Annotated in this window: 21 protein-coding genes and 1 tRNA gene; 15 read left to right on the top strand and 7 right to left on the bottom strand. The window is 65.9% G+C overall.

Features of this window, described 5'->3' with window-relative positions; translation table 11 throughout:
- Window positions 1–457: 457 nt before the first annotated feature.
- The 5 genes from VXJ37_RS12580 to VXJ37_RS12560 all read left to right on the top strand — a co-directional run bounded on the left by VXJ37_RS12580 (window position 458) and on the right by VXJ37_RS12560 (window position 5,671).
- A complete protein-coding gene (locus tag VXJ37_RS12580) occupies window positions 458–1,792 on the top strand; it encodes a hemolysin family protein (protein ID WP_331323352.1) in 1,335 nt (444 codons plus the stop codon).
- Window positions 1,789–2,859 (top strand): hemolysin family protein, encoded by a 1,071-nt coding sequence (locus tag VXJ37_RS12575; protein ID WP_331323351.1) that lies wholly within the window; start codon window positions 1,789–1,791, stop codon window positions 2,857–2,859. The genes VXJ37_RS12580 and VXJ37_RS12575 overlap by 4 nt, the downstream gene beginning before the upstream one ends.
- A gap of 140 nt (window positions 2,860–2,999) precedes the next feature.
- The gene (locus VXJ37_RS12570) at window positions 3,000–3,974 is read left to right on the top strand and encodes a metal ABC transporter solute-binding protein, Zn/Mn family (RefSeq protein ID WP_331323350.1); all 975 of its coding nucleotides are present in this window, start codon (window positions 3,000–3,002) and stop codon (window positions 3,972–3,974) included.
- On the top strand, window positions 3,975–4,787 hold the full coding sequence (locus VXJ37_RS12565; RefSeq protein WP_331323349.1) for a metal ABC transporter ATP-binding protein: 813 nt from the start codon (window positions 3,975–3,977) through the stop codon (window positions 4,785–4,787). It begins immediately after the preceding gene.
- Complete coding sequence (locus VXJ37_RS12560) at window positions 4,787–5,671, top strand: metal ABC transporter permease (RefSeq protein WP_331323348.1); 885 nt, start codon at window positions 4,787–4,789, stop codon at window positions 5,669–5,671. Before VXJ37_RS12565 ends, VXJ37_RS12560 begins: the two co-directional genes overlap by 1 nt.
- Here VXJ37_RS12560 and VXJ37_RS12555 read toward each other — a convergent pair.
- Entirely contained in the window at window positions 5,649–6,110 is a 462-nt protein-coding gene (locus VXJ37_RS12555) for a Fur family transcriptional regulator (RefSeq protein WP_331323347.1), read from the bottom strand. The genes VXJ37_RS12560 and VXJ37_RS12555 overlap by 23 nt on opposite strands.
- A 90-nt stretch (window positions 6,111–6,200) precedes the next feature.
- Between VXJ37_RS12555 and VXJ37_RS12550 the strand changes: the two genes are divergently transcribed.
- Entirely contained in the window at window positions 6,201–6,857 is a 657-nt protein-coding gene (locus tag VXJ37_RS12550; RefSeq protein WP_331323346.1) for an MBL fold metallo-hydrolase, read from the top strand.
- Here the strand turns inward: VXJ37_RS12550 and VXJ37_RS12545 are convergent.
- Window positions 6,854–7,957, bottom strand: coding sequence for a PLP-dependent cysteine synthase family protein (locus VXJ37_RS12545; protein WP_331323345.1), 1,104 nt, complete (start codon window positions 7,955–7,957; stop codon window positions 6,854–6,856). The genes VXJ37_RS12550 and VXJ37_RS12545 overlap by 4 nt on opposite strands.
- 73 nt (window positions 7,958–8,030) lie before the next feature.
- Here VXJ37_RS12545 and VXJ37_RS12540 point away from each other — a divergent pair, with 73 nt between their 5' ends.
- Genes VXJ37_RS12540 through VXJ37_RS12530 form a run of 3 tightly spaced genes read left to right on the top strand, consistent with a single transcriptional unit; the run spans window position 8,031 to window position 10,527 of the window.
- A complete protein-coding gene (locus tag VXJ37_RS12540) occupies window positions 8,031–8,945 on the top strand; it encodes a sulfurtransferase (protein WP_331323344.1) in 915 nt (304 codons plus the stop codon).
- Window positions 8,942–10,102 (top strand): NAD(P)-dependent alcohol dehydrogenase, encoded by a 1,161-nt coding sequence (locus VXJ37_RS12535; protein WP_331323343.1) that lies wholly within the window; start codon window positions 8,942–8,944, stop codon window positions 10,100–10,102. Before VXJ37_RS12540 ends, VXJ37_RS12535 begins: the two co-directional genes overlap by 4 nt.
- Window positions 10,099–10,527, top strand: a complete 429-nt coding sequence (locus VXJ37_RS12530; protein ID WP_331323342.1) for an HIT family protein — start codon at window positions 10,099–10,101, stop codon at window positions 10,525–10,527. Before VXJ37_RS12535 ends, VXJ37_RS12530 begins: the two co-directional genes overlap by 4 nt.
- Before the next feature lie 56 nt (window positions 10,528–10,583).
- Here the strand turns inward: VXJ37_RS12530 and VXJ37_RS12525 are convergent, their stop codons facing one another.
- From VXJ37_RS12525 to VXJ37_RS12510, 4 genes are all read right to left on the bottom strand, one after another.
- On the bottom strand, window positions 10,584–11,567 hold the full coding sequence (locus VXJ37_RS12525; RefSeq protein WP_331323341.1) for a beta-ketoacyl-ACP synthase III: 984 nt from the start codon (window positions 11,565–11,567) through the stop codon (window positions 10,584–10,586).
- Window positions 11,568–11,594: 27 nt separating this feature from the next.
- Window positions 11,595–15,626, bottom strand: coding sequence for an ATP-dependent RNA helicase HrpA (gene hrpA / locus VXJ37_RS12520; protein WP_331323340.1), 4,032 nt, complete (start codon window positions 15,624–15,626; stop codon window positions 11,595–11,597).
- Window positions 15,627–15,706: 80 nt separating this feature from the next.
- Complete coding sequence (locus VXJ37_RS12515) at window positions 15,707–16,045, bottom strand: hypothetical protein (protein WP_331323339.1); 339 nt, start codon at window positions 16,043–16,045, stop codon at window positions 15,707–15,709.
- Between the two features lie 54 nt (window positions 16,046–16,099).
- Window positions 16,100–17,152: a M4 family metallopeptidase gene (locus tag VXJ37_RS12510; protein ID WP_331323338.1), complete on the bottom strand. Its 1,053-nt coding sequence runs from the start codon at window positions 17,150–17,152 to the stop codon at window positions 16,100–16,102.
- Between the two features lie 128 nt (window positions 17,153–17,280).
- Here VXJ37_RS12510 and VXJ37_RS12505 point away from each other — a divergent pair, with 128 nt between their 5' ends.
- Window positions 17,281–18,231: a cation diffusion facilitator family transporter gene (locus VXJ37_RS12505; RefSeq protein ID WP_331323337.1), complete on the top strand. Its 951-nt coding sequence runs from the start codon at window positions 17,281–17,283 to the stop codon at window positions 18,229–18,231.
- Window positions 18,232–18,285: 54 nt separating this feature from the next.
- On the opposite strand, the gene VXJ37_RS12500 is transcribed toward VXJ37_RS12505, so the two are convergent.
- Window positions 18,286–18,358 (bottom strand) — tRNA-Arg (locus VXJ37_RS12500).
- A gap of 250 nt (window positions 18,359–18,608) precedes the next feature.
- Here VXJ37_RS12500 and argS point away from each other — a divergent pair.
- Genes argS through thrB form a run of 5 tightly spaced genes read left to right on the top strand, consistent with a single transcriptional unit; the run spans window position 18,609 to window position 25,152 of the window.
- Window positions 18,609–20,273 carry an arginine--tRNA ligase gene (gene argS, locus VXJ37_RS12495; protein ID WP_331323336.1) on the top strand — a complete coding sequence of 555 codons (1,665 nt, stop codon included), beginning with the start codon at window positions 18,609–18,611 and terminating at the stop codon, window positions 20,271–20,273.
- Between the two features lie 5 nt (window positions 20,274–20,278).
- Entirely contained in the window at window positions 20,279–21,751 is a 1,473-nt protein-coding gene (gene lysA / locus VXJ37_RS12490; RefSeq protein WP_331323335.1) for a diaminopimelate decarboxylase, read from the top strand.
- Window positions 21,752–23,068, top strand: a complete 1,317-nt coding sequence (locus VXJ37_RS12485) for a homoserine dehydrogenase (protein WP_331323334.1) — start codon at window positions 21,752–21,754, stop codon at window positions 23,066–23,068.
- On the top strand, window positions 23,069–24,175 hold the full coding sequence (gene thrC / locus VXJ37_RS12480; protein ID WP_331323333.1) for a threonine synthase: 1,107 nt from the start codon (window positions 23,069–23,071) through the stop codon (window positions 24,173–24,175).
- 2 nt (window positions 24,176–24,177) lie between these two features.
- The gene (gene thrB, locus VXJ37_RS12475; protein WP_331323332.1) at window positions 24,178–25,152 is read left to right on the top strand and encodes a homoserine kinase; all 975 of its coding nucleotides are present in this window, start codon (window positions 24,178–24,180) and stop codon (window positions 25,150–25,152) included.
- Window positions 25,153–25,294 lie beyond the last annotated feature (142 nt).

The raw sequence follows: 25,294 nt of genomic DNA, 5'->3' as shown, positions 1-25,294 counted from the left end.
CCGGACCTTTGCAAGTCTAGTGAGCATTCTGTGTTAACTGCCAATAAGGGTGACCCAAATCATGAAGTGACGAACCAGGGCCGAAATATAGGGGCCGGACGGTCAGTGGCAGCACGGTGCGGGACGCTGGATGCACCGCTTTAAAGCGCCGGCCCTGTGCTCACGACGCGGTCCGGCGGCAGGGGCGCTCCTGTAGACTGAAATTCTTATGGACAGTAAATCTAGGTGCCGGCCTGGGCGCTGTCAGCGGAGCTCCAAGAGAAGCGCCGCGCAGTCCGCCCCCAGAGCCGGCAAACCCCGACAACGCGCCCATCACCAGCCAACGGCACAGCTTGCCGCAGCCCGCACGGACCAGGCATCGGCGTCTGCCGACCATCCTCCGCCGGGACGAAACAGCTTTTACCCCCTCCAGCTGACCGGCGTCCGGTCATCCTCCATATCCCAGGCGGGATGTTGAATGGAGTGGCTTCTCCTCGCAGCAGGCCTGCTGCTGATCGCCGGCACCGGGTTCTTCGTGGCCGTCGAGTTCTCCCTCATCGCCCTGGACCAGCCCACCGTCCAGCGTGCAATTGACGACGGCGACACCCGCGCAGTGCCTTTGCTCGCCTGCCTCAAGTCCCTGTCCACGCAGCTGTCCAGCTGCCAGCTCGGCATTACCCTGACCACGTTGCTCACCGGTTACGTCATGGAACCGTCCGTGGGCCACCTGCTCGAAGTGCCGCTGGCCGCCGTCGGACTTCCCGACGTGGCGGTGCAGTCCGCGTCGCTGATCCTGGCCATGGTGGTGGCAACACTGTTGTCCATGCTCCTCGGCGAACTGGTGCCCAAGAACATGGCCATTGCGCTTGCGTTCCCGGTGGGCCGGGCGCTGGCCGGGCCGCAGCTGGTGTTCACCACCATCTTCAAGCCGGCCATCGTGCTCCTCAACGGGTTTTCCAACAGAATCCTGAACGTCTTCGGACTGGAAGCCAAAGAGGAGATTTCCGGCGCCCGGACGCCTGCGGAGCTTGCCTCGCTGGTACGCAGGTCCGCCGCAATGGGCACCCTCGACGCCGGGACCGCCAACTTCATCGCCCGGACGTTGAACTTTTCCACGCGGACCGCGGCTGACGTGATGACGCCCCGTATCCGCCTGGAGACGATCGACGCGGACCAGCCGGTCTCGGATGTCGTGGACGCTGCCCGCAGGACCGGGTATTCGCGGTTCCCCGTCATTGGGGAGTCGGCCGATGACATCCGGGGGCTGGTGCACATCAAAAAGGCCGTTGCTGTTCCCTCGGAACGCCGGCAGAACCTCGAGGCCGGCGCCATCATGACGGAGGTCCTGCGCGTGCCCGAGACCATCCACCTGGATGCGCTGTTGGCGGAGCTCCGGGAGGGAAACCTGCAGCTGGCCGTGGTGCTGGACGAATACGGCGGAACCGCCGGCATTGCCACCCTTGAGGACCTGGTGGAGGAGATTGTGGGCGAGGTGGCGGACGAACACGACCGGGTCCGTCCCGGACTCCTGCAAAGTGCCTCTGGTGACTGGTACTTTCCCGGCCTCCTTCGGCCGGATGAGCTGTCCGAGCAGATCCCCGGGTTGACCGTCCCGGACGAGGCGGCCTACGAAACCGTGGGCGGCTATGTCATGAGCCAGCTCGGCAGGATTGCGGTGGCAGGCGATACCGTCACGGTGAACGGCGGGACCCTCAGCGTCACCAGGATGGACGGCCGCAGGATCGACCGCATCTGCTTCCACCCCTCGGAGGAGCCGGCTGAGCAGGACGCCGATGGCAGGAGCAAACCATGAGCGACTGGGCCGGAATACTTTGGCTGGGCGTCCTCCTGCTCGGCAACGCGTTTTTCGTCGCTGCTGAATTTGCCATCATGTCCGCGCGCCGCAGCCAGATCGAGCCACTGGCCGACACAGGGTCCAAACGGGCCCAGACCACGCTGCGCGCCATGGAGAACGTCTCCCTGATGCTGGCCTGTGCGCAGTTGGGCATCACCGTCTGCTCCCTGCTGATCCTGCTGGTGGCGGAACCGGCGATACACCACCTTCTCGCCGTCCCCATCGAGACGGTGGGCCTGCCCTCGGAAGCGGCGGACGTTGCCGCCTTCGCAGTGGCATTGATGCTGGTGACCTTCCTGCACGTCACCTTCGGCGAGATGGTGCCCAAGAACATCTCGGTGTCCGTGGCGGACAAAGCGGCGCTGTTCCTGGCGCCGCCGCTCCTGTTCATCTCCCGGCTGGTCCATCCCGTCATCTCTGTCCTCAACTGGACCGCCAACCACATGCTGAAGTTGGTGCGGATTGAGCCGAAGGACGAGGTGACATCCTCCTTCACGCTGGAGGAAGTGCAGTCGATCGTGCAGGAGTCCACCCGCCACGGCCTGGTGGACGACGACGCCGGGGTCATCACCGGCGCGCTCGAGTTCTCGGAGCATACGGCGGAGGACATCATGGTGCCGCTGGAAAGCCTGGTCATGCTGCCGGCTTCCACTACCCCGGTGGAGTTTGAAAAAGCCGTCAGCCGGACCGGTTTCTCCCGGTTCCCCATGCTGGACGATGAGGACATGCTGTATGGCTACCTCCATGTCAAGGATGTGTTGTCCATCCCCGAGTCTGCCTACGGCCTGCCCATTGCCGAGGCCCGGGTCCGCTCACTGGCCAACTTGGCTTTGGGCGACGAGATCGAAAAGGCCATGTCGGTGATGCAGCGGACAGGTTCCCACCTTGCGCGCGTCATCGGCCCCGACGGCAATACCAGGGGCGTCCTCTTCCTTGAGGACGTGATCGAACAGCTGGTGGGCGAGATCCGGGACGCAACCCAGGCCAGGGGTATCCGGCGCCTGGGCCAGACCAACGGCGGCTGACGCGGTACGCCCCTCCCGCACGGGAGGGGCGGTGCCAGGCCAAGGTCAGCGTCAGGGCCGCCAGAAAGCTAAATAGGAATCATTCGCATTTAGGTATAGGCTGGTGCTGTTGCCACCCCATCTGTGAACTGAGGTTTCCCGTGCGCCGTCCAGCCGCTGCCAAGTCCTTCCTTGCCGTCCTTGCAGGTTTTGGCTTTCTGCTGACTGGCTGCGGCTCCCAGTCTTCGCAGACCCAGCAGGCGGGGCAGGGAATCAACGTCGTGGCGTCCACCAACGTTTATGGCGATATCGCCCGGACAATCGGCGGTGACAAGGTCAAGGTCACCTCGATCATTAACAATGCCGCCCAGGATCCGCACTCCTACGAGGCCACCGCGCAGGACCGGCTGGCCGTGTCCAAGGCGCAACTCATCATCGAAAACGGCGGCGGCTACGACGGCTTTCTCCACACCCTGGTGGAGAGCAGCAAGGCTGGCGACGCTTCGGTGCTGACCGCCGTCGACATCTCGGGGCTTGCCAACCCCGGGGAATCCGCGGCCGGGCCTTCGGCGGCCGGGACGGCCACGGCTGAGGCACACGACCACGGCGACATCAACGAGCACGTCTGGTACAGCCTGCCGGCCATGGAGCGCGTGGCGGACAGCATCTCGGCCAAGTTGTCCGCACTGGATCCGGGCTCTGCCGCTGCGTTCTCAGCCAACACTGAATCATTCAAGTCATCCCTCGCAGGTCTGCAGTCCAAGCTGGACTCGGTCAAGGCTGCTGCGGCCAACGGGAAGGTGGCCGTCACGGAACCCGTCCCGCTGTACCTGCTGCAGGATGCAGGCCTGGTGAACGCGACGCCCGGGCAATACACAGCAGCCATTGAAGAAGGCAGCGACGTTCCGCCCGCAGTCATGAAGGAGGCCACGGATCTGGTGGCATCCGGGTCGGTGCGCTTCCTCGCCTACAACGCCCAGACGGAAGGCCAGCAGACGGAGGCCCTGAAGAAGGCGGCCGAAGGTGCGGGTGTGCCGGTGGTCGATTTCACCGAGACACTGCCTGAAGGCAAGACCTACCTGCAGTGGATGGCGGACAATGTGAACAACATCAGCAAGGTTCTGGAGACAAAATAGGTGAAATCCGTCGTCAGCCTTAAAGGGGCGTGCCTCAAGTTCGGCCAGCGCACGCTCTGGGAGGACCTGGACCTGGACATCAGGCCCGGAGAGTTCTTCGCCGTGCTGGGCCCCAACGGCAGCGGGAAAACAAGCTTCCTGAAGGTCCTGCTTGGCCTGCAGAAACTGCATTCAGGACAGGCAGAGCTGGGCGGTCGTCCGGTTGAACGCGGCAGCAGCCTGATCGGCTACATACCCCAGCAGAAGTCCTTCCCGCCCGACACCCCCATGCGGGCCCGCGACCTGGTGGCCCTGGGAGTTGACGGCCACCGGTGGGGAATCCGGCTGCAACCCGGTAAAGCCAAACGGAAAGTGGACCAGCTGCTGCACATGGTGGGAGCCGACGACTACGCCAAGGTCCCGGTAGGCCAGCTCTCCGGCGGAGAGCAGCAGCGCCTCCGCGTGGCGCAGGCCCTGGCCACCGCCCCGCAGGTCCTGCTCTGCGACGAGCCGCTGCTGTCCCTCGACCTGCACCACCAGCAGGCAGTCAGCGCCCTCATCCATCAGCAAAGCCGCGAACACAACACCGCCGTAGTATTCGTCACCCACGAAATCAACCCGATCATCGAATACGTTGACCGGGTGCTCTACCTGGCGGGTGGACGTTTCCGTGTGGGAACGCCGGACGAGGTCATGACCACCGAAGTGCTCTCGGACCTCTACGGCAGCAATGTGGAGGTCATCCACGCCAACGGGAGGATCGTCGTCGTCGGGCTGCCCGACGCCACTACGCACCACCACGGTGCGGATTCGCTGGCGGGGGAGGTGGCCTGATGGACGTGGACAGCATTCTCGGTGCCATCTTCAACTTCGACAACTACGGCGAACTGCTGGTCCTCGTCCAGAACTCCATCTGGGCCGGCGCCATCCTTGGCCTCCTGGGCGGCCTGGTGGGAACGTTCGTAATGAAGCGGGACCTTGCCTTCGCGGTCCACGGCATCTCCGAATTGTCCTTCGCCGGGGCTGCTTTTGCCCTGCTGGTCGGCGCGGACGTGGTGTTTGGCTCGCTCATCGGGTCGGTGGCCGCTGCCCTGCTGCTCGGCATTATGGGTGTGCGGGCGCGGGACAAGAACTCCATTATCGGCGTCATCATGCCCTTCGGCCTGGGCCTTGGAATCCTCTTCCTGTCGCTGTACCAAGGCCGCGCCGCCAACAAGTTCGGCCTGCTGACCGGGCAGATCGTGTCAGTGGACACGGTCCAGCTCCAGGTACTGGCCGGCACCGCCGTCGTCATCATGCTTGTGTTGCTGGCAATCTGGCGCCCCCTGAACTTTGCCAGCGTGGACCCGGACCTTGCCGAGGCCAGGGGAGTGCCAGTGCGTACCCTCGCGGTGGTGTTCATGATCGTGCTCGGCGTCAGCGTGGCGCTGTCCATCCAGGTGGTGGGTGCCCTGCTGGTACTGGCCCTGCTGATCACTCCGGCAGCCGCGGCCCTGCGCGTCACGTCCTCGCCGGTCGCAGCGGTGGTCCTGAGCGTCGTCTTCGCGGTCACCGCAACGGTCGGAGGGATCCTGCTGGCGCTGGGTGGACGGATTCCCATCAGCCCCTACGTGACCACATTGTCATTCCTGATCTACGTGGTGTGCCGGGTCTTCGGGTCCGTACGGGCTGCCCGGGGGATCAACGGACGCGTCCTTACAGCTTCCCGGCAGCCTTGAGCGAGGTGCAGTCCGGGCACAGGCCAAAGATTTCCACGGTGTGGTCCACCTCCGTGAACCCGTGCTCCGCTGCAGTGCGCACGGCCCATGTTTCCACGGCGGGTGCTTCAACCTCCACTGCCTTGCCGCAGTTCCTGCACAACAGGTGATGGTGGTGCCCGGTCACCGCACAGCGCCGGTACACGGCCTCGCCGTCACCGTTGCGCAGCACATCCACCAGGCCCTCATCGGCGAGTGACTGCAGGATCCGGTAGGCAGTGGCGAGGGAAACGGAGACGCCCTGGTTCTGCAGGATGCGGTAGAGCTCCTGGGTGCTGACGAAGTCATCCAGATCGTCCAGGGCTGCGCTGACGGCCTTGCGCTGTTTGGTGACGCGCTGTTCCTTGCCAGCTCCTGCCGGGGTTGGGGCGGCGGAATCAGCCTTGACGCCGATCGGCATGGACGAACTCGCTTCCGTGGGGGGCAGACATCAAGATTACCAGCCGGAGCATCGTGGACAGGCTTCCGCGGCGGACCCTAGGCTGGCGCTATGAAGCTGACCAAATACACCCACGCCTGTGTCCGGCTCGAGAAGGAAGGCGGGGTCCTGGTCCTTGATCCCGGCACGTTCTCCGAATCTGCCGAGGCGCTCGCCGGGGCCCAGGTTGTCCTGGTGACCCACGAACACGCAGACCATCTTGACATCCCGGCTGTGGTGAAGGCCCTCCAGGATGACAAGGACCTGGTGCTGCACGCCCCGGAGGGCGTGGCGGGGCAGTTGCGGGCGGAGGCCGCGGCCGCCGCGGACCGCATCCACACCGTGGAACCCGGATCGACTTTCCAGGCCGCCGGATTCGATATCCGCAGCTTTGGCGGCCAGCACGCCCTGATCCACCCCCAGATCCCCATGGTGGCCAACATCGGCTTTTTGGTGGACAACAACGTGTACCACCCGGGGGACTCATTCATCATCCCGGACGGCATCACGGTACAGACGCTGCTGGTGCCGCTGCACGCACCGTGGAGCAAGTCCGCGGAGGTGGTGGACTTCGTCATCGGCGTCCGGGCGCCGCGGGCGTTCCAGATCCACGACGGGCTGCTCAACGACAACGGCCTGGGCATCGTTGAAGGCCACGTGAAGCGGATCGGCGCCAAGTACGGCACGGAGTACCGGCATCTGGCCGCCCGCGAATCAGTGGAGGTTTAGGCCGTCCATTCCCCGGTGTCCAGGAACCTGGCTATGACTGCTTCGTACGGCGCGGGATCCAGCCCCTGGGAAGCCAGCCAGTCCCGGTTCCAGTAGTTGCCGGCGTAGCGTTCCCCGCCGTCGCACATCAAGGAAACGATGCTGCCCCGGCGCCCTTCCGCGAGCATCCCGGCAACTGTCTGCCAGACTCCCCACAGGTTGGTGCCGGTGGACGGTCCGGCGTGCAGGCCGGCGTAGGAATGCAGGTGCCGCATGGCGGCGATCGAGGCGGCATCCGGTACCTGGACCATCCTGTCGATCACCGTGGGGATGAAACTGGGCTCCATCCTGGCCCGGCCGATGCCTTCGATCCGGGAGGGCAGGCCGGCGGGCTTCCCGGCTGTTTCGCCCAGCCAGCCCGGGTAGAAGGCGGAGTTTTCCGGGTCCACCACCAGCAACCGGGTGGGATGGGAGTGGTAGCGCAGGTAGCGGCCGATCGTGGCGCTGGTTCCCCCGGTGCCGGCCCCCACCACGATCCAGTCCGGCACCGGGTGCGGCTCCAGGCTGAGCTGGCCGAAAATCGATTCCGCGATGTTGTTGTTGCCGCGCCAGTCCGTAGCCCGTTCCGCGTACGTGAACTGGTCCATGTAATGGCCGTTGCACGTGGCTGCTGTTTCCTCGGCTACGGCATAAACGTCAGAGGCGTTTTCCACCAGCAGGCACGAGCCGCCGAACTGTTCAATCAGCGCGATCTTCTCCGGGCTGGTGGTGCGCGCCATGACGGCGACGAAGGGAAGCCCCAGCAGTTGGGCGAAGTACGCCTCCGAGACCGCTGTGCTGCCACTGGACGCTTCCACGATGGTGGTGTCCTCCCGGATCCATCCGTTCACCAGGCCGAACAGGAACAGGGACCTGGCCAGCCGGTGCTTCAGGCTGCCCGAACGGTGCCTGGATTCATCCTTGAGGTAGAGCTCGATGCCCCAGTGCTGCGGCAGTGGCACCGAGTAGAGGTGGGTGTCCGCAGAGCGGTTGTTTTCCGCCGTGATGGTGCGGATGGCACGGTCGGCCCAGCCCCGGTCCGTTCCGCTGCTGCCCTTGCCGGGGTTGCCCTTGATCGTCACCGAACCAGCCTACCCGCGGCAACAGTCCGTCTAGAGTGGGTCCTGTCGGCTGCAGGAACCCGTAAGGAGCGCGATGAACCCGTTGATGGAGGTCCAGGACCTTGAAGCCCGGCTTGCCGCCGGGCAGCGGACGGTGCTGCTGGATGTGCGGTGGGCGCTGGGCGACCCGCACGGGCACGACCACTATCTTGCCGGACACCTGCCCGGGGCGGTGTTCGTGGACCTCGCCAACGAGCTTTCGGATCCGTCGATCCCGGACCGGGGGCGTCACCCGTTGCCGTCGCCGGCGCAGTTCCAGGAGGCGGCCCGGCGGTGGGGTGTCAGGAACGGCGACGCCGTGGTGGCCTACGACGACAGTGCCAACATGGCGGCGGCCAGGGTGTGGTGGATGCTGCGCGACGCCGGGCTGGCCGAGGTGTACCTGCTCGACGGCGGCCTGGCCGCGTGGCGTGCCGCCGGCCTGCCGGTTGAACCGGGGGCTGTCCATCCCGTCCCCGGGGACGTGGCGCTGGGCAGTGGACAGATGCCCGCGGCCGACGCCGGAGCTGCCGCCGGCTGGGCACGCGGCGGCCTGCTGCTCGACGCGAGGGCAGGGGAGAGGTACCGGGGAGAGATTGAGCCGGTTGACCCGCGAGCCGGCCACATCCCGGGAGCCGTGAGCGCCCCCACCACGGGGAACGTGGACGCGGACGGACGGTTCCTGCCGCCGGCGGAGCTGCGGCGGAGGTTCGAGTCCCTGGGCGTCCGGGAAGGCTGTCCGGTGGCGGTCTACTGCGGCTCCGGCGTCACCGCGGCGCACGAGGTGGCCGCGCTGGAACTCGCCGGATTCCGGGCCACGCTGTACCCGGGCTCATTTTCAGAGTGGTCCAACCGTCCTGAACTCCCTGTTGCCACCGGCCCGGAGCCGGGGGACGGCGGCGCCGATGCCGGGCAGTCCGGAGCGCCGGTTGGAAAGTCGGCAGGAGGCGGGGGTAGCGTCGCAGTATGACACCAGGACGCCCCGTACCACCGCCCCTCGCCCGACCCATTGCCCCTGCCCCTGACGCTGCGCCCACGGGGGATGCAGCCGGACTGCTCGCCGCCGCCTACGGCGCCGTGTCCCGAGACAGCGGCCTGGTCCCGCTGACTGTGGCCCGGCGGACTCCCAAACCGGACGACGTCGAGATCGCCATCGAATTCTGCGGGCTGTGCCACTCCGATGTGCACGCTACCCGCGGCGAATGGGGCGGACAGGTCTACCCCCTGGTGCCGGGCCACGAAATCGTCGGAACGGTCACCAAGGTCGGATCCGACGTTGACGACTTCGCCGTTGGCGAGCGGGTGGGCGTGGGCTGCATGGTCGATTCCTGCCGCGGGTGCGACAGCTGCCTGGACGGCCTGGAGCAATACTGCGAAAAGGGCATGACCGGCACGTACGGTGCCAAGGACAGCAGGAACGGGGACGCGGTCACGCAGGGCGGCTATTCGTCGTCCATCGTTGTGGACAGGCGCTATGTCCTCCACGTGCCCGACTCGCTGGACCCGGCCGCCGTCGCGCCCCTGCTGTGCGCCGGCGTCACCACGTTCTCTCCGCTGCGGCACTTCGACGTGGAGGAAGGCGACGTGGTGGGCGTCGTCGGCCTGGGGGGACTGGGCCATATGGCCGTCAAACTGGCCAAGGCCATGGGCGCAAGGGTGGTGGTGTTCACCACCTCGGAGTCGAAGGTGGCCGCCGCGCTGGAACTGGGAGCCGACGAGGTGGTCCTGTCCCGCGATGAGGCCGCCATGGAGGGCGCAAACCGCACCATCGACCTCATTATCGACACCGTGGCAGCCCCGCACGACCTGAACCCCTTCTTCCGCACCCTGCGCGTGGACGGGGCCCTGTTCCAGCTCGGCCTGCCCTCGGAGGCGATGCCGCCCGTCAATCCCGGGTCCCTGATCCGGCGGAGGATTGCCTATGCGGGGTCGCTCATTGGGGGCATCGCCGAAACCCAGGAAATGCTCGACTTCTGCGCTGAGCACGGGGTTGTGGCCGACATCGAGATGGTGTCGGCCGGACAGTTGAATGAAGCCTACGACCGCATGGTCGCTGGAGACGTCAAGTACCGGTTCGTTCTGGACACCAGCACGCTGCAGGCAGCAGCCGAGGAGGCAGACGCATGAGCACGCTGTTCACCAGGATCCTGAGGGGCGAGATTCCAGGCCGGTTCGTCTGGCGCGAGGACGACGTATCGGCGTTCCTGACCACCGGGCCGCTCGCTGACGGCCACACCCTGGTGGTGCCCACCGAGGAAGTGGACCGCTGGACGGACGCCTCGCCGGACACCCTCGCCAAAGTCATGGAAGTGGCACGCCGCATCGGTGCCGTGCAAGTGGATATCTTCGGCGCCCGGCGTGCCGGCCTGATCGTGGCAGGCTACGAGGTCAACCACCTGCACGTGCATGTGTGGCCGTCGCGAAGCATGGCTGACTTCGACTTCGGCTCTGCGGACCAGAACCCGGACCCGGCGGTCCTGGACGCCAACGCGGAAAAGCTTCGCGACGGCCTCCGTGCCGCCGGCTACGGGGAATTCGTTCCGGCCGAATGAACTGGTGCAACGCCCGCCGCTTCTGCGGCGGGCGTTGCCATGCCGGGCAGGAAGGGTCAGTTCCTGCGGGGCGTCATCGCCACCATGCCCGCGTAGGTGAATCCGCCCCCGAAGCCGAACAGCAGCGCGGGGACGTCCGCGGGGATCCTGCCGGAGTGCCACCATTTGCTCAACCCGAGCGGCACGCTTGCGGCAGACGTGTTGCCCGACTCCGTGACGTCCGTGATGACGATGCGGTCCGTCAGGTTCAGTGCCTCCGCGAGTGGTTCGATGATCCGAAGGTTGGCCTGGTGCGCGGCCAGGACCTGGATGTCGTCCAGTTCCAGTCCCGCGCGCGCCACCACCTCGCGGGCCCGCTCGGGGGCCCTGGTCAGTGCCCAACGCAGCACTTCACGGCCGTTCTGCGAGAACCTGCCCAAGGGTGGGGAGATGGTGACAGCGTCAGCCATACCGCGCTCCGAGCCCCAGACGACGGGTCCAATCCGGGGTGTTTCGGAGGGACGCACGACGGCGGCGCCCGCGCCGTCGGCGGTAAGGACGGCCGTGGCGCGGTCCGTCCAGTCAGTGACGGTGGAGAGCGTCTCGGCTCCCACGACGATGGCGTGGGTTGCGCTTCCGGTCCGGATTGCCTGGTCGGCCACGCCCAGCGCGTATTCGAAGCCGGAGCATGCTGTGTTGACGTCCATAATGGCAGGACCGCGGCCGTCCCGCCCGAGTCCAAGAGCGTCCGCGATGCGGCCGGCCGTATTCGGTGAGCGTTCGGCTGCGGTGGTGGTGGCCACCACCACGAGGTCGATCTCCGCCGCGCCGACTCCCGAGTCAGCCAGCGCCATCCGGGCAGCGGGAACCGCAAGGTCCACCACGGTCTCACCTTCGGCAACGATGCGCCTGGTGACAATCCCGGTGCGTTGGCGGATCCACTCGTCGCTCGTGTCCATCATGCCTTCGAGTTCATGGTTGTCCATGACCCGCACCGGCTGGGCGTGGCCGAGCCCTGCGATTTCGGTCCCTGCGGGGCCCTGGGCAAGCGTCAGCTTCATTCGATTCCTCTCGTGGGGGTGCCGCTGCTAGGCGGGGGCGAGTGCCTTGTTGAGCACCGTGCGGATGCGCTTCTCGGATACGGAGTAGGCGGTCCCGAGTTCGACGGCGAACAGGCTCACCCGAAGTTCCTCAATCATCCAGCGCACCTGGGTTAACTCCCGGCCGGCGCGGCGTCCCGGCAGGAGTGCCGAGACCGCATCGTCGTAGTCGTCCTCCAGGCCCTGGATCACCGCCATGTTCAGGGCGTCCCGCTGCACGTTGCCGGGCAACCGGTCCAGCCGCTTCTCGATCGCCGCAAGGTACCGCGGCAGCTGGCTGAGCTGGGCGTAGCCCGTGCGTGCTACAAAGCCTGGGTAAACCAGTTGTTCCAGCTGGCTCCTGATGTCGTTCAGTGCGCTGATCAGGGCCAGGCTGGTGGTGCCCTTGAGCTGCTTTTCGATCCGGCGCGTACTGGCGAGGATGCGCTCCACCGTGGCTGTGACTGAGAAGACCGTGTCGATCAGTTCGGCGCGCACCAGCTCATAGAGCTGGTCAAAGGCCTGCCGGTCCCATGGAAGCTCCGCGGGCGTGAGCTTGTCAATGGCGGCCAGGGCGCAGTCGGCGATGAGGGCGGACACCGAACCATGCGGGTTCTGGCTGAAGGTCAGCTTCTCCGTGTTGCTCAGGTGCTCCAGGACGTAGCGGTCCGGCGCCGGTACACGCAGGGCCAGCAGCCGGATCACGCCGCCGCGCATCGCGTCCAGCTGCTCTCCAGCCGTCTGGAACACGCGCAGCGACACTGACGTGCCCTGGTCCACCAAAGCCGGGTAACCAGTCACGGTGTGGCCTTTGACCATGCTGCTCACCTGGCGTTCAATGCGGCCGAAACTCCACTCCGTCAGGCCATCCCGCTCCACGAACCCTGCCCCGGCCTGGACACCCGGCACCCCTGTGGCCTGCTGCAGTCCCTGCGGACCGCCGTCGGACGTTTTGCCACTTCCGCCCTGTGCCTTTCCGTTCCCACCGCGCGCCTTCCCGTTCCCGCCCTGGCCCTTGCCGCGGCCGCTTGGAGCCGTGGAGGAAGGGGTGGCGCCGAGCGATTCGGCGATGGCGCGCCGGGTGGCCGGAGCCAGCTGTTCCTGGAGTTCCGCCAGGTCTTTGCCTTCGCCCAGGACCTTCCCCTTGCTGTCCACTGCCTTGAAACTCATCCGCAGGTGCGGCGGGACCGCGTCCCAGTTCCAGGACCCAGGTGGGACGATGGCCCCGCGGATCCGCCGCAGCACCAGCTCCAGCGAAGGCTCGAGGTCATCCTTTGCGGGGTCGAAGTCCGCCTCAAGGGCAGCCACCGCCTGGCGGGCGACATCAGGGGCAGGAACAAAGTTCTTCCGTACCTGCTTGGGCAGTGACTTGATCAGGGCTGTCACCAGCTCCACCCGCTGCCCCGGAATCAACCAGCGGAACGGGGCATCGTCGAGCTGGTTGAGGAACAGGACCGGCACTACAGCTGTGACGCCGTCAGAGGGGTCCGGGGCCGAGCCCGGAGCCACCGGATGGAACTCGTACGTCAGTGGAAGTTCGAAGCCCTTGTGGAGCCAGGTCTTCGGATAAGCCGAATCGTCCAGGTCATCGGCGTCGTCACTGAGGAGCAGTGACTTGTCGTAATCCAGGAGGTCCGGGTTCTCCCTGCGGGCATCCTTCCACCACTTGTCGAAATGCCGTTCGGAAACAACCTCGGGACCGATCCTGGCATCGTAAAACTCGAACAGTGTTTCATCGTCCACCAGCAGGTCGCGGCGACGCATGCGGGCCTCAAGTTCCTCCACCTCATTCAGGAGGGCCCGGTTGCGCTGGAAGAATTTATGGTGCGTGCGCCAGTCACCTTCCACCAGGGCGTGCCTGATGAAGAGCTCGCGTGCTACGGCCGGGTCCACCCGGCCGTAGTTGATCCGCCGCTGCGCAATGATCGGGACGCCGTAAAGGGTGACTTTTTCGTAGGCCATGACGGCGCCTTGCCGGCTGGACCAGTGCGGTTCGCTGTAGCTGTGCTTGACCAGGTCCGGTGCCACCTGTTCCGCCCACAGGGGGTCGAACTTGGCCGCAACCCGGGCCCACAGCCTGCTGGTTTCCACCAGCTCCGCCGCCATGACGAAGGTGGGTGACTTCTTGAAAAGGGCCGATCCGGGGAAAATCGCGAATCGGCTGCCGCGGGCGCCGGCATATTCGCGCTTGCGTTCATCCAGGATGCCGATATGGCTCAGCAGGCCGGAGAGCAGGCTGATGTGGATACCTTCATGGTTGCCCACCGGGTCAGCCAGGCGCTTGTTGTCCAGGCTGATTCCCAGCGGCCGGGCGAGCTGGCGCAACTGGGCAAAGAGGTCCTGCCATTCGCGGACCCGCAGGTAGTTGATGAATTCGGCGCGGCACAACCGGCGGAAGGCCGACGACGACAGCTCCTGCTGCTTCTCCTGCAGGTAGTTCCAGAGGTTGAGGTAGCCGGTGAAGTCGGAGTTCTCGTCCCGGAAGCGGTTGTGCTTTTCCGCAGCGAGCTGCTGCTTATCGGTAGGGCGTTCGCGCGGATCCTGGATGGTCAGCGCAGCGGCCAGGACCATGACCTCCCGGACACAACCGCGTTTCCCTGCTTCCACGATCATCCTGCCCAGGCGGGGATCCACGGGCAGCTGCGCGAGTTTTTGCCCGACGGCGGTGAGGCCGCCGCCTTTCGGCGCGTTCCGGTCCCCGGCTGCTTCTGCCTTGCCGGTTTTGCCCTGCGGGCGCGGGGGAGCCAGGGCGCCAAGCTCGCGGAGGAGGGTGACGCCGTCGTTGATGGCCCGGGTTTCCGGCGGTTCGACGAACGGGAACTCCTCCACGTCCTTGGGGCCTTTAGCCACACCCATGGCCGTCATCTGGAGGATGACGGCGGCCAGGTTGGTGCGCAGGATTTCCGGGTCCGTGAAGCGGGGCCGGGACTCGAAGTCCTCCTCGGAGTACAGCCGGATGGCGATGCCGTCAGAGACACGGCCGCACCGGCCCGAACGCTGGTTCGCCGAGGCCTGCGAGACGCGCTCGATGGGCAGGCGCTGCACTTTGGTCCGGTGCGAGTAACGGGAAATGCGGGCCGTGCCGGTATCGATGACGTATTTAATACCTGGTACGGTCAGCGACGTTTCCGCCACGTTCGTGGCCAGCACGATCCGCCGCTTGCTTCCGGGGTGGAAGACCTTGTGCTGCTCCTGAAGGCTCAAGCGCGCGAAAAGGGGGAGTATTTCTGTGTTGGCCAGTCTCCGGTTGGACTGGATGCGGGACTGCAGGGCATCAGCAGCATCGCGGATTTCGCGCTCGCCGGAGAAGAACACCAGGATGTCGCCGGGAGCTTCAGCCGCCAGCTCGTCCACAGCATCGCACACGGCATCCAGCGGGTCGCGGTCCTCTTCGAGCTCATCGTCCGAGGCGTCCTCCTCGTCGGTGGCCGGCTGGCTCAGGGGACGGTAGCGGATTTCGACCGGATACGTCCTGCCGGAGACCTCGATGATGGGCGCCGGATTTCCAGGGGTACCGAAATGGTTGGCGAACCGTTCGGGGTCGATGGTGGCGGAGGTGATGATGACCTTCAGATCAGGCCGCTGGGGGAGGATCCGCTTCAGATAGCCAAGGATGAAGTCGATGTTGAGGCTTCGTTCATGCGCCTCGTCAATGATGATGGTGCTGTACTTCCGCAGCAGCCTGTCCCGCTGGATCTCGGCCAGCAGGATGCCGTCGGTCATCAGCTTGACCTTGGTCGACCTGCCCACCTCACCGGTGAACCGGACCTGGAAACCCACCTCCTGGCCGATTTCAACGCCCAGTTCTTCCGCGATGCGCTCCGCGACGGTCCGGGCCGCCAGCCGCCTGGGCTGCGTGTGCCCGATCAGCCCCTTGTCTCCCAGCCCCAGTTCCAGGCACATCTTGGGGATCTGCGTGGTCTTCCCGGAGCCGGTTTCGCCGGCGATGATGGTCACCTGGTTGGCGGCGATGGCGGCCATCAGGTCCTCGCGGCGCTCGGAAACCGGCAGCTCGGCGGGATAGGAGATATGAAAAGTCATGGCTGCAGACAGTCTACTGCCGTCATGAACGGCCCTTCATTCGACGCCTTGCGGCAACACCTGTCCGGCTGCCGCCCGAATCAGGAGGTGGCGTTGGTGTTCCTGCCGGGTTGGAGCGCACCGGCTGTTTGCTCTGCTGCGGCCCTTGCGCTGTCAACCAGAACGCGCCACGGCCCGGTGATGGCCTGTTCCGGCAGGGCAGCCCTGAGCTGCCCTGCCGTGATTGAGTAGATAAAGCGGTCCGGCTGCGGCGCCTCGAAGGCAGCGGCGGCTGCCCGTGGTGTCCGGGGAACCGCATCCCACGGACAGGCCTCGACGAGGGGCCGCCACTGGCTGAGGGCGGCGTCGGTCCGTGCGTCCACCGACCACACCCTGGGCACCGCCGCGGTTCCGCCTGTGCGCTCCACCTTGATCTTCATGCCCCTGGGCTTCCATATGGCCCCGGGGCGCAGTAACGGGCCACAGGACAGCGGTTAAACCTTGACCTTCACAGTTTCCCACGCGCTCCGGACCGCGTCATGCCCGCTGGACTCCTGACCGAAGAGGCCAGCGGCGGTGCGGATTGTGGCACGGGCAAAGACGCTGAAAGTGGCAGCCGGGGGCAGTGACCCGTTAGTCAGGGTTTCATACCAGATGCGGCCAGGGGATTCCCAGGCGTTGCCGCCCAGAGCCTCTGCAACGAGGTAGAAGGCCCGGTTGGGAATGCCGGAATTGATGTGGACCCCGCCATTGTCCGCACTGGTCCGGACATAGCCATCCATGGAGTCCGGCTGCGGGTCCTTTCCCAAAACGTCGTCGTCGTACGCGGTTCCCGGTGCCTTCATGGACCGCAGGGCGAGGCCCTGAACTTGGGGGGTGAAGAGGCCTTCCCCGATGAGCCAGGTGGCCTGGGCCGCGGTCTGGTTCTTCGCGTACTGATCGACGAGCGCGCCGAACACGTCGGACATGGACTCGTTCAGGGCTCCGGCCTGGTTCCGGTAGGCAAGCCCTGCCGAATATTGGGTGACACCGTGGGCCAGTTCGTGGCCGATGACGCTGATGGACCTGGTGAACCGTTCGAAGACATCCCCGTCGCCATCGCCGAAGACCATCTGGCTGCCGTTCCAGAACGCGTTGTCATAGAGCTGGCCAAAATGCACTGTGGCATCGAGCCTGAGTCCGGAATCGTCCACGGAATTCCGGCCAAACACCTCAGCATAAAACCGGTGGGTGTGTCCCAGTCCATCATAGGCGTCGTCGGCGGCGGCATCCGTAGTGGCCGCACCGCCTTCCTTCCGGACCGGGGTGCCGGGGAGGACCTCGGAACCTTCCGCGTCATAGATTGTCCGGTCCACCCGCCCCGGCCTCTCCTGTCGCAACCCCGGGGTTGGCGCGGACGCCGCCCGGGCCCGCGCGGCGTGGAATGATTCCACATGGCCCAGGGCCTTCCTGGCGGCGGTGGCCGCGGCAGAGTATCCCGGCGCATCCTGCTGCGCGAGCCTGCGCAGCAGGTACGGGGGAACAATTGAACAGAACTGAACGTGCATGGCGCGTACTCCCTCAGCTAGGTGTTCCCAACCTAGGAGGAGGCACTGACAATCAAACGGCGGGCCGCTTCGGCGAAACCAACGGCCAGCCGGGCGCTGGAGCCGGTGCAGGTGGGTACGGTTAGCGCATGGCTGAAACCGAAAAGAGCACTAAGTCCAGCTCCACCCTCCTGACGGTCATCATCGCGTTCGTGGCCAATACCCTCGTGGCGGGGGCAAAGTCGGTGGCTGCTGTCCTTTCAGGTTCGGCCTCGATGGCGGCGGAAGCGGCGCACTCCTGGGCGGACACCGGCAACCAGGTGTTCCTGTTCTTTGCCGAGCGCCGCTCTGCCCGGCCGCGGGACAAGAGCCACCCGATGGGCTACGGCCGGGAAGCCTATGTGTGGTCCATGTTCGCCGCCTTCGGACTCTTCACCGCCGGCGCCGTGGTGTCCATCATGCATGGCATCCAGCAGATCATCGCCCCGGAGCCCGCGTCGGATTTCACGATCGCCTACGTGGTGCTGGGCGTTGCCTTCGTCTTTGAAGGGATTTCCTTCATCCAGGCTTTCCGGCAAACCCGGAAAGCGGCCCATGAGCTGGAACGGCACACGCTGGAGCAGGTCCTCATCAGCTCCGATCCCACGCTCCGCGCAGTCTTCGCCGAGGATGCGGCTGCGCTGATCGGCCTCGTCGTGGCGTTCGTGGGTGTGTTCCTGCACCAGGTGACGGGATCCCCGCTCCCGGACGCCATCGGATCGATCGCGGTGGGCGTGCTGCTGGCCATCGTCGCTGTGGTACTCATCGACCGCAACAGGCGCTTCCTGGTGGGGCAGGGCGTGACGCCGGACATCGAACGTTCCATGGCCCGGCGTGTGCTGGAGCATCCCGAGATCGCACGGCTGACGTACCTGCACCTGGAATTTGTCGGCCCCCGCAAGCTTTACCTTGTGGCGGCAGTGGATTTGGAGGGGGACCACCCGGAGCATGAGGTGGCTGTGGTCCTGCGCCGGATCGAGCGCGAGCTGGAGGACCACGAAACGGTAGAGGAAGCGGTGCTTACCCTGGCCACCCTTGACGAGGCGGCCCTGCGCTTCTGAGTTTGCGGAAACGAAAAAACCCCGCCGCTTCAATGAAGCGGCGGGGTTTGTGTGTGCCCTCGATAGGATTCGAACCTACGACCTTCTGCTCCGGAGGCAGACGCTCTATCCCCTGAGCTACGAGGGCAATCCGGATTTCCTGCCGTTCCCGGCGGGACGTCCTAGAGCTTAGCAGGAAGGTGGCCCGCAAGGGAAAACCGCTGCCTGGACCAGCCGGAGAGGTGAGGGGAACAGGCCATTGCAGCCCGAACAAGGAGTGCGCGCGCCAGTTGCGCGGTGGCGCTTCCTTTTACCCGGCGGAGCATGGGCAGGGTAAAGCAGCTGCCGGGCTGCGGGTCGAATTCTTTGCTGTCACTGGCCCCCGGTAGGCTAGAGGGGTGACTCCCGAAGAACTTTCCCTCGCCATATCCGCCTGCCTCAAGGACGCCGTTACCGCCGGCGATATTGCCCTTGCGGAATCAGCCATTCCGGCTGAGGTGCGTGTGGAGCGGCCCAAGAACCGGGACCACGGCGACTGGGCAACCAACATCGCCCTTCAGCTGGCCAAGCAGGCGGGCACCAATCCCCGCGAATTCGCCAGCATCCTCAGCGCCCGGCTGAAGTCCATCGATGGCGTCTCGGCCGTGGACATCGCAGGCCCAGGCTTCCTGAACATCACCGTGGACGCCGCGGCAGCCGGTGCCCTGGCAAAAGCCATCGTCGAGGCCGGCACGGCCTACGGCACCAACACAGCGCTCACCGGGCACACGGTCAACATGGAGTTCGTCTCCGCGAACCCCACCGGTCCGCTGCACATCGGCCACACCCGCTGGGCCGCGCTGGGTGATTCCATTGCCCGCGTGCTGCGCGCCTCGGGCGCCGACGTGACGGCTGAGTACTACATCAACGACGCCGGCTCGCAGATGAACACCTTCGCCACCTCCGTGTACTCCCGCCTGCACGGCCTTCCTGTGCCGGACGGCGGTTACCCCGGGCAGTACATCGCCGAGCTTGGCCATGAAGTCCTCACCGCGCACCCGGACATCCGCGAGCTCACCGAAGTGGCGGCCCTGCCGGTCATCCGGGCCGCCGCTTACGAGGCGCAGATGAAGGACATTAAGGCCACCCTTGCGGACTTCGGCGTGGAATTCGACGTCTTCTTCTCCGAGCAGGAACTGCACGACGCCGGCGCTATCGAAAGTGCGGTGGCGCGCCTGCGTGAACAGGGCCACGTGTTCGACGACGGCGGTGCGGTTTGGCTGCGGACCACGGACTTTGGCGACGACAAGGACCGCGTCATGATCCGCGCCAACGGCGAACCCACCTACTTCGCCGCGGACGCTGCCTACTACCTGTCCAAGAAGGACCGCGGCTTCACGGAGAAGATCTACCTCCTGGGCGCCGACCACCACGGCTACATCAACCGGCTCAAGGCCATCGCCGCCGCCGCCGGTGATGATCCCGAAGTGAACATCGAAGTGCTGATCGGCCAGCTGGTGTCCGTCAACGGCGCCAAGCTGTCCAAGCGCGCCGGCAACATCATCGAACTCAAGGACCTGATCGACTGGCTGGGCAAGGATGCAGTCCGTTACTCCCTGGCCCGCTTCCCCGCCGACTCGCCGCTGACCCTCGATCCTGAACTGCTGAAGAAGCACAGCAACGAAAACCCGGTGTTCTACGTGCAGTACGCCCACGCCCGTTCCCGCGGCGCAGCCCGCAATGCGGTGGCCGCAGGCGTCGAGCGCCAGGTGGACGGCCAGGACAGCTTCGAGGCTGCACTGCTGGACCATGCCACGGAAAACGAGCTGCTGTCCTACCTCGGCAGCTACCCCTCCATCGTGGCCAAGGCCGCGGAACTGCGCGAACCGCACCGCGTGGCGCGCCACCTCGAATCCATCGCCAGTGCATACCACCGCTGGTACGACGCCTGCCGCATCGCCCCCATGGGTGAAGAACCCGTCACAGACCTCAACCGCACCCGGCTCTGGCTCAACGACGCCACCAGCCAGGTGCTGGCCAACGGACTTGACCTGCTGGGCGTTTCCGCGCCGGAACGGATGTAGAAGCCATGACGCAGACAGCAGCACAAGGCTCTCCTCTTGCCCCGGGGTGGCTTGCGGTTCCGGATGACCTCAACGCCCTCCACCCTTCGATGTGGGCCCGTGACGTAGCACGGAACACGGACGGCGAAGTCAGCATCGACGGCATCCCTGTCAGCGAGCTGCAGCGGAAGTACGGCACGCCGCTTTTCGTGATGAGCGAGAACGACTTCCGGGCCAGGGCCAGGGCCTTCAGCGACGCGTTCAACGACGCCTTCGCCGATATCTGCGGGGGAGTGGATGTCTACTACGCCGGAAAATCCTTCCTATGCACCGCGGTGGTCCGCTGGGTGGAAGAGGAAGGCCTGCGCCTGGATACTGCATCGGGCGGTGAACTGGCCGTCGCCTACCGGGCCGGAATTCCCGGGGCGGACGTGGCCCTGCACGGCAACAACAAGTCCGACGGCGAGATTCACAGGGCGCTGGACATGGGACTTGGCCGGATCGTGGTGGACAGCCTGGACGAACTCGCGCGAGTCGGAGCCATTGCCCAGGGGCGCGGCGTGCAGGCGAAAGTCATGCTGCGGCTGACCCCCGGCGTCCATGCCCACACGCACGAATTCATTGCCACGGCGCATGAGGACCAGAAGTTCGGCCTCTCCATGGCCGCGGACACCACGGACCGGGCCGGCATCTCCGCCGCCGAGGAAGCGGTGGCAGCTGCAGCTGCGCATCCCGGCATCGAGCTTCTGGGCCTGCACTGCCACATCGGTTCGCAGATCTTTGAGCCGGACGGTTTCGCGCTGGCCGCCGAGAAACTGCTCCGCTTCCTGGCAGCCATGCAGGAAAAATACTCCATCACCATGCCCGAACTGGACCTTGGCGGCGGCTACGGAATCGCCTACACCCCAGTCGACACCCCCCGGCCCGCAGCGGAAATCGCAAACGCCATGGCCGCCGTCGTCCGCTCCACCTGCGCCGAGCTGGGCATCAAATCTCCGCGCATCTCCATCGAGCCCGGACGCGCCATCGTGGGCAGCACTACCTTCACGCTCTACGAGGTGGGCACGCTGAAGACAGTCCGCGTCGACGCCCCCGCGGCTTCCGGCGGCAGTGATGCGGGCAACAACGTTACGTATCCGCGCCGCTATGTTTCGGTGGACGGCGGCATGAGCGACAACGCCCGCCCGGTGCTGTACGACGCGGATTATTCGGCGGTTCTTGCATCGCGCACCTCCTCCGCGGCCCCGCAGCTGTCCCGCGTGGTGGGCAAACATTGCGAGAGCGGCGACATAGTTGTTAGAGATGTATATCTGCCCGAGGACGTGGCAGCCGGTGATCTGCTTGCTGTACCGGGAACCGGCGCCTACTGCTGGGCCCTCTCGAGCAACTACAACTATCTGGCCCGGCCGGGCGTTGTCGCGGTGCGCGACGGATCTTCCCGGCTGATTGTCCGCGGGGAAACCGAAGAAGACCTGCTGAACCGCGACATGGGAGCCTGAATGACGGAAATGCGAACGCTGAAAGTAGCCCTGCTGGGCTGTGGCAACGTTGGAGCCCAGGTTGCGCGGATCCTGATTGAGGACGCCGACGCCCTTGCCGCCCGCACCGGTGCCCGCCTGCAGCTCAGCGGCATCGCCGTGCGCAACCTCACCGCCCCCCGCGACGTGGACCTGCCGCAGGAGCTTTTCACCGCCGATGCCGACACGTTGGTCAAGGACGCCGACCTGGTCATCGAACTGATGGGCGGCATCGAGCCGGCCCGCACGCTGATCCTCGCCGCGCTGCGCAACGGCGCCTGCGTGGTCACCGGCAACAAGGCCCTCCTGGCCCAGGACGGTCCCACCCTCTACGAAGAGGCTGACAAGGCCGGAGTCCAGCTGTCCTACGAGGCCGCCGTGGCTGGAGCCATCCCCATCCTTCGCCCCATCCGTGACAGCCTCTCCGGCGACCGGATCACCCGGGTCCTTGGGATCGTGAACGGCACCACCAACTTCATCCTCGACCAGATGGACACCACCGGGGCCCAGTTCTCCGACGCCCTCGCCGAAGCCCAGCGCCTTGGCTACGCCGAAGCGGACCCCACTGCAGACATCGAAGGCCATGACGCAGCTGCCAAAGCCGCAATCCTGGCCTCGCTGTCCTTCCACACCCGTTTCTCTCTTGACGACGTCCACTGCGAGGGCATCACCTCGGTCAGCGCGTCCGACATCGCGGCTGCGAAGGACGCAGGGTTCGTCATCAAGCTCCTGGCCATCGCGGAGAAGCTCACCGACGCAGAGGGCAAGGAAGGCGTCTCCGTCCGCGTGCACCCCACCCTCCTCCCGCGCGAACATCCGCTGGCAGCCGTCCGCGGAGCATTCAATGCGGTGTTCATCGAGGCGGAAAACGCTGGCGAGCTGATGTTCTACGGCCAGGGCGCGGGCGGAACGCCCACGGCGTCCGCCGTCCTGGGCGACCTCGTGTCCGCTGCCCGCCGCCTGGTCCTGGGCGGTCCCGGCCGCACCGAAACCACCACCGGCCACGTTCCGGCGCTGCCCATCGATGCGGCCACCACCAGCTACTACATCGGACTGGACGTCGCCGACCAGCCGGGCGTGCTGGCCAGGATCGCCCAGCTGTTCGCCGAGCATGGCGTCTCCATCGAAATCATGCGGCAGACCATCCACCGCGACTCCGCTTCCAAAGCGGAGTCGGCAGAACTGCGGATTGTCACCCACCGCGCGTCAGAGGCTGCCCTTGCGGCCACCGTCGAGGCCGTGAAGGGCCTGGACGTCATCAATTCAGTTACATCCGTTCTTCGGGTAGAAGGAGTCTAAGTGGCTCACCAATGGCGCGGTGTCATCCGCGAATACGCTGACCGCCTGCCCGTGACGGAGTCCACCAGGGTGATCACCCTGGGCGAGGGCGGCACCCCGCTGGTGCACGCACAGAAGCTCTCCGAACTCACCGGCTCCGAGGTCTACCTGAAGGTCGAGGGCATGAATCCCACCGGGTCCTTCAAGGACCGCGGCATGACCATGGCCATGACTGCGGCAGTCGCCTCCGGCGCCAAGGCCGTCGTCTGCGCTTCCACCGGGAACACCTCCGCTTCCGCCGCCGCCTACGCAACTGCCGCGGGCCTGAAGTGTGCCGTCCTGGTCCCTGAAGGCAAGATCTCCATGGGCAAGCTCAGCCAGGCCATCGCCCACGGCGCAACGCTGCTGCAGGTGGACGGCAACTTCGACAACTGCCTGGACATTGCCCGCAAGCTGGGGGAGTCCTACCCCGTCTTCCTCGTCAACTCCGTCAACCCGGCCCGCATCCAGGGCCAGAAGACCGGTGCGTTCGAGGTAGTCGACGCCCTGGGCGACGCTCCGGACATTCACGTGCTGCCGGTCGGCAACGCAGGCAACATCACCGCGTACTGGAAGGGCTACAAGGAGTACTCCGCGCCCTTCGAGTCGGAAACGGCCGGCACCCTGCCCGCCGTGTCCACCAGGACGCCCGCCATGTGGGGCTTCCAGGCTGCCGGGGCCGCGCCCTTCGTGGCAGGCCATCCGATCACCGAGCCGGACACCATCGCCACCGCCATCCGGATCGGCAACCCCGCGTCGTGGGACGGCGCAGTTGGTGCACGTGACGAGTCCGGCGGACTCATCGACGCCGTCACCGACGAGCAGATCCTGAGCGCCCACCGCTGGCTGTCATCCAAGGAAGGGGTCTTCGTGGAGCCCGGTTCCGCAGCCGGCGTTGCAGGCCTCCTCAAGAAGCACGCCGCCGGCGAGGTCCCCAGCGGAAAAACCATCGTCATCACCGTGACCGGACACGGACTCAAGGACCCCCAGTGGGCCCTGCGCACCGAGGACGGCAGCGATGTCCAGCCGGTCAAGGTCCCCAACGACGTGGTCACCGTTGCCGCTGAGCTGGGACTGGAAGAAAAATAGCCTTGGACACCACCTCGCAGGCCGCCGTCGGACTGCAACTGATTGAGCCGGGCCAGCGCGTCACCGTCCGCGTCCCCGCCACCACTGCCAACCTCGGTCCCGGGTATGACAGCCTGGGGCTCGCATTGGCGCTGCATGACACCCTCACGGTGGAAAGCCTGGACACGGACGAACTCGTGTTCGAGCTCAGCGGCGAGGGCGCGGACACGCTGCCACGGGACGCCAGCCACCTGGTGGTCCGCGCCATGGACGCAGCCTTCGAGCGGCTGGGCTACCGCCACGGCGGCCTGAAAGTGACCGCCTTGAACGTGAACCCCCACGGCCGGGGGCTGGGCTCCTCCGCCTCCGCCGTGGTGGCCGCCGTCTCCGCAGCCAATGCCATGGTGCCCGCCCGGAGCCAGCGCGGAAAGGACTGGATCCTCCAGCTGACCAGCGAATTGGAGGGCCATCCGGACAACGTCGCACCTGCCATTTTTGGCGGACTGGCGCTGTCGTGGCAGGACAGTGAGCAGTACAGCAGCACCAGCGCAACAGTCGCCGCGTCGATTATCCCCATTGTGGCCGTACCCGACTTTGAGCTCTCCACCGAAGCAGCGCGCGCGCTGCTGCCCGCATCGGTGGGACACCACGCCGCTGCGATGAATTCAGGAAGGGCCGCCCTGCTGATCCACGCGCTGACGCAGAAGCCCGAATTTTTGTTGCCCGGCACGGAGGACTACCTGCACCAGAGCTACCGCGCAGAGGCCATGCGGCCCAGCGCGGCGCTCATCACCGCGCTTCGCACCGCCGGTTACCCGGCCGTGGTCTCCGGGGCCGGGCCAACCGTCCTGGTGCTGGCCAACGGGGAGGCCCAGGCCGCCAAAGCCCTGGCCTTCATCGAGGCCTTCACAGCGGGGAACACGCCGGAAATAGGCTGGCGCGTGCTGAAGCTCGCAGTGGACGTCGAAGGTGCTAAGGTGGACTTGCACCGGCGGTAATTCCGCCTATCTGATCTGCTCCTGCATTCAGTTGCTATTTGATCTACGACTGTGAATGTATTCCGGTGCCACCTGCTTGGTCTGTCGCAGGAATCTGCAGCATCCAACTGCCCCTGAACCGTCAGCCCGGTGTTGCGTCATT

The sequence above is a fragment of the Pseudarthrobacter phenanthrenivorans genome (genome assembly GCF_036455295.1).
Lineage (GTDB): Bacteria > Actinomycetota > Actinomycetes > Actinomycetales > Micrococcaceae > Arthrobacter > Arthrobacter phenanthrenivorans_C.
This window is presented reverse-complemented; position numbering and strand designations above follow the sequence as displayed.

What these genes read in the sequence shown, in the direction of transcription:
- VXJ37_RS12580 (WP_331323352.1), top strand. Translation starts at nt 458, where the DNA reads ATGGAGTGGCTTCTCCTCGCAGCAGGCCTGCTGCTGATCGCCGGCACC.
- VXJ37_RS12575 (WP_331323351.1), top strand. Translation starts at nt 1,789, where the DNA reads ATGAGCGACTGGGCCGGAATACTTTGGCTGGGCGTCCTCCTGCTCGGC.
- VXJ37_RS12560 (WP_331323348.1), top strand. Translation starts at nt 4,787, where the DNA reads ATGGACGTGGACAGCATTCTCGGTGCCATCTTCAACTTCGACAACTAC.
- VXJ37_RS12555 (WP_331323347.1), bottom strand. Translation starts at nt 6,110, where the DNA reads ATGCCGATCGGCGTCAAGGCTGATTCCGCCGCCCCAACCCCGGCAGGA.
- VXJ37_RS12550 (WP_331323346.1), top strand. Translation starts at nt 6,201, where the DNA reads ATGAAGCTGACCAAATACACCCACGCCTGTGTCCGGCTCGAGAAGGAA.
- VXJ37_RS12540 (WP_331323344.1), top strand. Translation starts at nt 8,031, where the DNA reads ATGAACCCGTTGATGGAGGTCCAGGACCTTGAAGCCCGGCTTGCCGCC.
- VXJ37_RS12535 (WP_331323343.1), top strand. Translation starts at nt 8,942, where the DNA reads ATGACACCAGGACGCCCCGTACCACCGCCCCTCGCCCGACCCATTGCC.
- VXJ37_RS12530 (WP_331323342.1), top strand. Translation starts at nt 10,099, where the DNA reads ATGAGCACGCTGTTCACCAGGATCCTGAGGGGCGAGATTCCAGGCCGG.
- VXJ37_RS12525 (WP_331323341.1), bottom strand. Translation starts at nt 11,567, where the DNA reads ATGAAGCTGACGCTTGCCCAGGGCCCCGCAGGGACCGAAATCGCAGGG.
- hrpA (WP_331323340.1), bottom strand. Translation starts at nt 15,626, where the DNA reads ATGACTTTTCATATCTCCTATCCCGCCGAGCTGCCGGTTTCCGAGCGC.
- VXJ37_RS12515 (WP_331323339.1), bottom strand. Translation starts at nt 16,045, where the DNA reads ATGAAGATCAAGGTGGAGCGCACAGGCGGAACCGCGGCGGTGCCCAGG.
- VXJ37_RS12510 (WP_331323338.1), bottom strand. Translation starts at nt 17,152, where the DNA reads ATGCACGTTCAGTTCTGTTCAATTGTTCCCCCGTACCTGCTGCGCAGG.
- VXJ37_RS12505 (WP_331323337.1), top strand. Translation starts at nt 17,281, where the DNA reads ATGGCTGAAACCGAAAAGAGCACTAAGTCCAGCTCCACCCTCCTGACG.
- lysA (WP_331323335.1), top strand. Translation starts at nt 20,279, where the DNA reads ATGACGCAGACAGCAGCACAAGGCTCTCCTCTTGCCCCGGGGTGGCTT.
- VXJ37_RS12485 (WP_331323334.1), top strand. Translation starts at nt 21,752, where the DNA reads ATGACGGAAATGCGAACGCTGAAAGTAGCCCTGCTGGGCTGTGGCAAC.